Origin of the sequence: Streptomyces huiliensis (genome assembly GCF_020037025.1) — a bacterium.
GTDB classification, from domain to species: domain Bacteria; phylum Actinomycetota; class Actinomycetes; order Streptomycetales; family Streptomycetaceae; genus Streptomyces; species Streptomyces huiliensis.
In genome coordinates this window covers 1-6576 of record NZ_JAIQLH010000334.1, presented here as the reverse complement: position 1 = coordinate 6576, position 6576 = coordinate 1, and the positions used below count along the sequence as shown (strand labels likewise).

Annotated in this window: 5 protein-coding genes; 3 read left to right on the top strand and 2 right to left on the bottom strand. The window is 74.8% G+C overall.

Features of this window, described 5'->3' with window-relative positions; genetic code table 11:
* Together JNW98_RS32700 and JNW98_RS32695 are read right to left on the bottom strand one after the other, a co-directional pair.
* On the bottom strand, nt 1–1726 hold a 1726-nt coding region (locus JNW98_RS32700; protein WP_223771928.1), incomplete at its 3' end, for a glycosyltransferase family 2 protein.
* A gap of 734 nt (nt 1727–2460) precedes the next feature.
* Nucleotides 2461–2724, bottom strand: coding sequence for a WhiB family transcriptional regulator (locus JNW98_RS32695; protein ID WP_004952403.1), 264 nt, complete (start codon nt 2722–2724; stop codon nt 2461–2463).
* A gap of 752 nt (nt 2725–3476) precedes the next feature.
* On the opposite strand from JNW98_RS32695, the gene JNW98_RS32690 reads away from it, so the two are divergent.
* The 3 genes from JNW98_RS32690 to JNW98_RS32680 are packed head-to-tail and all read left to right on the top strand — an operon-like array spanning nt 3477 to nt 6349.
* Nucleotides 3477–3989 carry a cysteine dioxygenase gene (locus tag JNW98_RS32690; protein ID WP_223771927.1) on the top strand — a complete coding sequence of 171 codons (513 nt, stop codon included), beginning with the start codon at nt 3477–3479 and terminating at the stop codon, nt 3987–3989.
* Nucleotides 3990–4043: 54 nt separating this feature from the next.
* Entirely contained in the window at nt 4044–5024 is a 981-nt protein-coding gene (gene cofD, locus JNW98_RS32685) for a 2-phospho-L-lactate transferase (protein ID WP_223771926.1), read from the top strand.
* Entirely contained in the window at nt 5021–6349 is a 1329-nt protein-coding gene (locus JNW98_RS32680; RefSeq protein WP_223771925.1) for a coenzyme F420-0:L-glutamate ligase, read from the top strand. Before cofD ends, JNW98_RS32680 begins: the two co-directional genes overlap by 4 nt.
* Nucleotides 6350–6576 lie beyond the last annotated feature (227 nt).

Here is a 6576-nt window from a genome sequence, read left to right as displayed (position 1 = left end):
GCAGGAACGCGTAGGCGACGCTGCCCCAGGCCCGCAGCGGCCTGGAGTCGACGAGCGGGCGGGAGGCGAAGTAGGCGGCCAGCCCGGCCAGCGGGACCGAGCAGACGAGCAAGAGGGTGACGGCGAGGTCGGGCGAGCCGAGGAGCAGGGTCGACAGGGCGGCGAGCACCCCGAGGTACGGCGGGGCGCCGGCCGTGCCGCCGGTGCCGACGGCGTGCCAGCCGTCCGCGTACAGCGACCACAGGTCGGACGCGCCCTCCGGCACGGGCAGCAGGGCGCCGCCGGCGAGCGCGCCGCCGCCGTACAGCCCGCGGCAGGCGACGGCGGAGACCAGCAGCAGGACGGTGAAGAGGACGGGCGCGGGCTTGCGGGCGATCCGCCGCAGCCGGGCGAACTGCTCGATCTCCAGGAAGTCCGCCTCGTCGCCGCCGGGTCCGGACTCGACGGCACCGTGCCGCCCGGCCGACCTCGCCTCGGGGTCGGACCGCCCCCCGAAGAAGCCCGCCAGCTGTTCGAACGCGACCCTCAGGGTGGCGCCCGGCGGGGGGAAGAGGGGCCGCAGCTCCTTGGCGTCGACGGAGGCGGCACGGCGTCTCCGGGCGGCGCGGATCCGGCCGGGGCGCAGCAGCACCCGGCCCAGGCCGGTGAGTTCGTCGAGGGCCTGGCCGGGGTCCTTTCCGACGAGGTGGCCGAGGGCGCCCAGCAGGGTGCCGAGGACGATCCGCAGGAGCACGTAGGGGAGGGCGGCGGCCCGGGTGTTGGCGAGCAGCGCGTAGACGGCGCCCGCCTTGTCGACGCGGTGCGGGGAGGCCGGCCGGCGGCCGACGCAGTCGACCGGGCGGCGCTCGCGGGAGGCGGCCTCGGCGTGCCGGAGGACGGCGTCGGGGGCGACGAGGACGCGGTGTCCCGCGGCGTGGGCGCGCCAGCAGAAGTCGACGTCGTCGCGCATCAGGGGCAGCCGGGGGTCGAAGCCGCCGAGCGCCTCCCAGACGTCCCGCCGGACGAGCATGCCCGCGGTGGAGACGGAGAGGACGGAGCGCACCTGGTCGTGCTGGCCCTGGTCCTGTTCGCGGCGGTCGAGGCCGGTCCAGCGGCGGCCGCCGCGGGCGACGGTGACGCCCACTTCGAGGAGCTGCCTGCGGTCGTACCAGCTGCGGAGCTTGGGGCCGAGGACGGCGGCGGGCCGTCCTGCGGCGATCTCCTGGTCGGCGACGCGCAGCAGTTCGCGGAGGGCGCCGGGCTCGGGGGCGCAGTCGTCGTGCAGCAGCCACAGCCACTGGACGGGTTCGGCGTCGCGGTCGTGCGCGTCCGGGGACCCGTAGGGGTCGTGCGGGTCGTCGCGCCAGGTGCGGCTGACGGGGTCCCAGCCGCTGGAGCCGGCGAGGTAGGGGAGGTCGTCGGTGGTGGGCGCGGGGGTCGCGCGGACGGCCTCGTCGACGGCGGTGCCGAAGCCGGCGCGGCGGGCGAGGTGCAGGACGCGGTCGGCGCCGAGCGCGTCGGCGAGCAGCCGGGCCGAGTCGTCGTCGCTGCCGGTGTCGGCGGCGACGGCCCGCTGGACGGGCCGCTCCTGGCCGAGCAGTCCGGCGAGCGCGTCGGGCAGCCAGCGGGCGCCGTCGTGGGCCACGAGCACGGCGGTGACGACGTGGCGGGGGAACGCCGGGGGGTGGGTGAGGTCGAACGCGGGGGGTGCCGGGTGGTGCACCGGCGGATCGCTGTGCGCGGACATCGGGTACGGGCCCTCCGGCCGGGGGCGGCCGGGCGGGGGCGGGCGGAGCTGCTCCCGGTACGGCCGCGGTGCTGGACTGCGGTGGTGGTGCTTGGGTTGCGGTGGCAGTGGCGGTGCTGGGGTTGCGGTGGAGCGCCCGAGGGGCGTCGGCCGTCCCGGACGGCACCCCACACTAGTGGCTGGGAACGGGCCGCTCCGCCTCCTCGGCACGGGGCGCGGGCGGCGGGCTCGTACGGTCCGATCAGGCGTTCGACCTGGTGTGGAGGCGGCGCGGAGGTGGACCCGGGCGGCGGCTCGCGGGCGCACCCGTGCGGCCGCGAAGCGGTGGAACGCGGCGCGGCGGCGCTCGGGTGCGGAGAGGGCGTACGGGCTCGGCGGCTCGCGGGCGGCGAGCGATGAGGTGCCGGCGCGAGGGAAGCCGACGCGCCGCGGAAGCCGACGCGCGGTGAGTCGGTGAGCCGGTCGCGCGGCGAGCGGTCGGTGTGCGGCCGGATGCGCTTCCAGGACGGTCGTATGCGATCCCGGAACGGCCAGGCCGTAGGTCCCGGGACACCGGAGCCCCGGTACATCGAAGACCCGGTACATCGGAGACCCGGTCGGTGATGACCCGGCGTCAGGGGCCGGGAGCGGCAAGGCGTCCGCCACTGCGGCGCCCTGCTGTGCGGCGCTCGGCCGGCGGCGCCGGGAAGGCGACGCTCAGACGGTGCGCCGGAGGTGACGCGGACTCAGCCGCCTCAGACCGCGGCCTTCTTCAGGCGGCGGCGTTCGCGCTCGGACAAGCCGCCCCAGATGCCGAAGCGTTCGTCGTTGGCCAGCGCGTATTCGAGGCATTCGGAGCGGACTTCGCAGGCGAGGCAGACCTTCTTGGCCTCGCGGGTCGATCCGCCCTTTTCGGGGAAGAAGGACTCGGGATCGGTCTGGGCGCACAGCGCGCGCTCCTGCCAGCCGAGCTCCTCGTCCGCCTCCTCGACCAGCAGTTGCTGAAACAGCTCGGTCATGTGCGCCCCTCGTCTGTCATTGCGTCCCCGTGATGCTGCCGTGATCAGGTACGGCAGAACGACACGAGTGAAATTACAAGTGCGCCGATCCGGGCCAGTCAAGCCGAGATCTGCTATTGAGCCCCTTATTCACTCTGCGGAACCAAGGCCGAGCGGAAAGTTGCCAAACCACCACAAGAGTGGACACATCTCTCGCTCGCCACAGCCGTCCCGCGGCTCCCTTGTCTTCAGGAGAGACGCGACGGGCGGCCGACCAGTTGCATCGCCCGAAACCGGGCGATGTTTGAACACCAGGATGCCGGGCGACTGTCCCGTGACCCCACGAGACAAACCTTTCTCCGTTCTCCCCTACCGGATGAGGTGAAAGATTGGCATCAAACCGGACATCCGGTTGACACGGCGCCGCGGATGCCGGTCTCCTTGTCAGCATGCTCGCGACCGCACCCTCCCCGACGTCCGCCCGGACGTCCGTCCCGGGGATCCCCGGCCTGACCCGTTCCTACGGGTCGCGCTGTGCCGTTCAGGCGCGCTGTCGCTGTTCCAGCTGTTGATGCCGCAGAGCTCCGGCTGAGCTTCTCCTTTCCTTACTTCTCCGGTCCGGCTCCGCGCCGCGTCCCGCGCTCCGTCGCGGCACCCGTGCGGCCGATCCACCGTCCGCCCGGCCGGTCCGCCGTCCGCGCGCACGTCCGCCGTACCCCCACCGCCCTCACCGGCCACAGCGCCTCCTCTTCACCCGCCGAGGAACCCCTTTCATGAACAGCGACGTCCAGATCGCCGGCGACCCGCTCGCCCTCCCCCACCTCATGCCGCCGCCGGCCGCCCACCCCGCCACCGTCGCCGAGTTCGCCGGACTGGCCCGGAGCATCGCCGCCGACCGCGCGGCGTGGACCCGCCTCGTCCGCTTCGACGCCGGCAGCCGCTGGTACCACCGGCTGCGCACCGGCCCCGGCTACGAGGTGTGGCTGCTGAGCTGGGTGCCGGGGCAGGGCAGCGGGCTGCACGACCACGGGCGCTCCTCCGGCGTCCTCACCGTGCTCCAGGGCACGCTGACCGAGCTGCGCGAGGCGTCCGGTGCCACCGTCCGGCGCCGGCTCGGCGAGGGCGACCAGCAGGTCTTCGCCCCCGGCTACGCCCACGAGGTCGTCAACGAGTCCCTCGAACCCGCCGTCAGCCTGCACGTCTACCACCCCGGCCTGACCGAGATGCCCCAGCACCGCCCGCTCCGCGTCGAGGGCGTCCGCCCGTCCGCCGCGCCCGTGCGGTGACACCCGGCATACCACCCCTCGGGGGCGCCGTCCGGGGCTGACAGACTGGCCCGCATGCAGCGCATTGTGGTTCTGGCCGGCGGGATCGGGGGCGCCCGCTTCCTCCGCGGCCTGACATCAGCGGCCCCGGACGCGGACGTCACCGTCATCGGGAACACCGGTGACGACATCCACCTCTTCGGCCTCAAGGTCTGTCCCGACCTCGACACGGTGATGTACACGCTCGGCGGCGGCATCCACGAGGAGCAGGGGTGGGGCCGCGCCGACGAGAGCTTCGCCGTGAAGGAGGAACTGGCCGCCTACGGCGTCGGCCCCGAGTGGTTCGGGCTGGGCGACCGCGACTTCGCCACGCACATCGTCCGGACGCAGATGCTCGCCGCCGGCTACCCGCTCAGCGCCGTCACCGAGGCGTTGTGCGAGCGGTGGAAGCCGGGCGTCCGGCTACTGCCGATGAGCGACGACCGCGTCGAGACGCATGTGATGATCGACGACCCGGACGGCACCGAGGGCAGCGGCGCGCGCAAGGCCGTGCACTTCCAGGAGTACTGGGTGCGGCTGCGGGCCTCGGTGCCCGCGCACGCGATCATCCCCGTCGGCGCGGAGCAGGCCAAGCCGGCGCCCGGCGTGCTGGAGGCGATCTCCGCCGCCGACGTCATCCTCTTCCCGCCCTCCAACCCCGTCGTCAGCGTCGGCACCATCCTCTCCGTCCCCGGGATCCGGGAGGCCGTCGCGGCGGCGGACGCGCCGGTCGTCGGGCTCTCGCCGATCGTCGGCGACGCGCCGGTGCGCGGCATGGCCGACAAGGTGCTGGCGGCCGTCGGCGTCGAGTCGACGGCCTCGGCGGTCGCCCGGCACTACGGTTCCGACCTGATCGACGGCTGGCTCGTCGACACGGTCGACGCGGCGCGGACCGCCGAGGTGGAGGCCGCCGGCATCCGCTGCCGGGCCGTCCCGCTGATGATGACGGACGTCCCGGCCACCGCGGCGATGGCCGCCGAGGCCCTCGCCCTGGCCGAGGAGGTACGCGGCCGATGACCGAGGCTCCCGCGTTCCGCGTCTGGGCCCTGCCCGGCCTGCCGGAGGTCCGGCCCGGCGACGACCTGGTCAAGCTCATCGCCGCGGCGGCCACCGCCGAGGGGCTGCCCGGGCTGGCCGACGGCGACGTCCTGATCGTCACCTCGAAGATCGTCAGCAAGGCCGAGGGGCGCGTCGCCGCGGCGCCCGACCGCGAGGCGGCGATCGACGCCGAGACCGTACGGCTCGTCGCCCGGCGCGGCACGCTGCGCATCGTCGAGAACCGGCTCGGCCTCGTCATGGCCGCCGCGGGCGTCGACGCGTCCAACACCCCCGAGGGCACGATCCTGCTGCTGCCCGAGGACCCGGACGCCTCCGCCTGCGCCCTGCGCGCCGGGCTGCGGGACACGCTCGGCGTGGACGTCGGCGTGGTGATCACCGACACCGCCGGGCGGCCCTGGCGTGCCGGTCTGACGGACATGGCGATCGGCGCGGCCGGCGTGCGCGTCCTGGACGACCTGCGCGGCGGCACGGACGCGCACGGCAACCCGCTGACGGCCACCGTCGTCGCCACCGCCGACGAACTCGCCGCCGCCGGCGACCTGGTGAAGGGCAAGGCGGCCGGGCTGCCGGTGGCGGTGGTCCGCGGTCTGCCGCACGTCGTGTCCGGTTCCGATTCCGAGGACGCGACGGGTGCGCGGGCGCTGATCCGCTCGGGCGCGGACGACATGTTCCGGCTGGGCACCTCGGAGGCCGTCCGGGAGGCGGTCCGACTGCGGCGCACCGTACGGGAGTTCACGGACGACCCGGTGGACCCGGGCGCCGTCCGCCGCGCGGTCGCCGCGGCCCTCACCGCGCCCGCTCCGCACCACACCACCCCCTGGCGCTTCGTCCTCCTGGAGTCCGCCGAGTCCCGGCTGCGGCTGCTCGACGCCATGCGCGACGCCTGGATCGCCGACCTGCGGGCCGACGGCCGCTCCGAGGAGAGCGTCGCGCGGCGCGTCCGCCGCGGTGACGTGCTGCGCTCCGCGCCTTACCTCGTGGTGCCGTGTCTGGTCATGGACGGCTCCCACACGTATCCCGACGTGCGGCGTGGTACGGCCGAGCGGGAGATGTTCGTCGTCGCCATGGGGGCCGGCGTCCAGAACTTCCTGGTCGCGCTGGCTTCGGAGCGGCTCGGGTCGGCTTGGGTGTCGTCCACGATGTTCTGCCGGGACGTCGTCCGGGACGTCCTCGGCCTTCCGGCCGGCTGGGATCCCATGGGGGCCGTGGCCGTGGGGCGGCCGGCGGGGGCTGCGCGGGAGCGGCCGGAGCGGGATGTGGAGGCGTTTGTGACGGTCCGGTAGCACTGCGCGCGGCCTGTCCGGCGTCTGAGGGCACCAGCCCACCCTCAGCCCGTCCGGCGTTTGAGGACAGCACGCGAAGCGTGCTGCGGGGTGCGGGGGCCTGCCCCCACGGAAACGGCGAAGGGGCGGGGCTGGGGACACTCCCCCTGGGCCGAGCCCGCCGGCAACCGTGCGGGTGAGGGGAGGTTGCCCCGGCCCCGCCCTTTCACCGTTTCTCGCAGGGGCTC

Coding starts and splice junctions, on each gene's coding strand:
- JNW98_RS32695 (WP_004952403.1), bottom strand. CDS start 2,724: ATGACCGAGCTGTTTCAGCAACTGCTGGTCGAGGAGGCGGACGAGGAG.
- JNW98_RS32690 (WP_223771927.1), top strand. CDS start 3,477: ATGAACAGCGACGTCCAGATCGCCGGCGACCCGCTCGCCCTCCCCCAC.
- cofD (WP_223771926.1), top strand. CDS start 4,044: ATGCAGCGCATTGTGGTTCTGGCCGGCGGGATCGGGGGCGCCCGCTTC.
- JNW98_RS32680 (WP_223771925.1), top strand. CDS start 5,021: ATGACCGAGGCTCCCGCGTTCCGCGTCTGGGCCCTGCCCGGCCTGCCG.